At 41.7% G+C, this 235-nt stretch carries 1 protein-coding gene; it reads left to right on the top strand.

Going from position 1 to position 235, the window contains the following annotated elements:
* Positions 1-35: 35 nt before the first annotated feature.
* A partial coding sequence (locus JEM65_RS22115) for a putative nucleotidyltransferase substrate binding domain-containing protein (protein WP_306465112.1) occupies positions 36-235 on the top strand: 200 nt, incomplete at its 3' end.

Here is a 235-nt window from a genome sequence, read left to right as displayed (position 1 = left end):
AGGTTTTCCTGAATTTCCTAGCAAACAATGCGCTGATGAATCCACCCCCTCTTGGTTTTTTCAAAGATTTTGTGGTGGAAAAGTCAGGAGAGCATAAAAATGAATTTGATATTAAATCAAGAGCAATGATGCCATTGGCGGACTTGGCCAGATTGCTGGTTTTGAGCCATGGGGTGATTGGAGTGAACAACACCTTTAAGCGATTTGATCGATTGGTAGCGTTGGAACCAAATTC

Origin of the sequence: Gelidibacter salicanalis (genome assembly GCF_016469035.1) — a bacterium.
Lineage (GTDB): Bacteria > Bacteroidota > Bacteroidia > Flavobacteriales > Flavobacteriaceae > Gelidibacter > Gelidibacter salicanalis_A.
The sequence above is the reverse complement of the archived record's forward strand: the minus strand, read 5'-3'. Positions and strand labels throughout refer to the sequence as shown.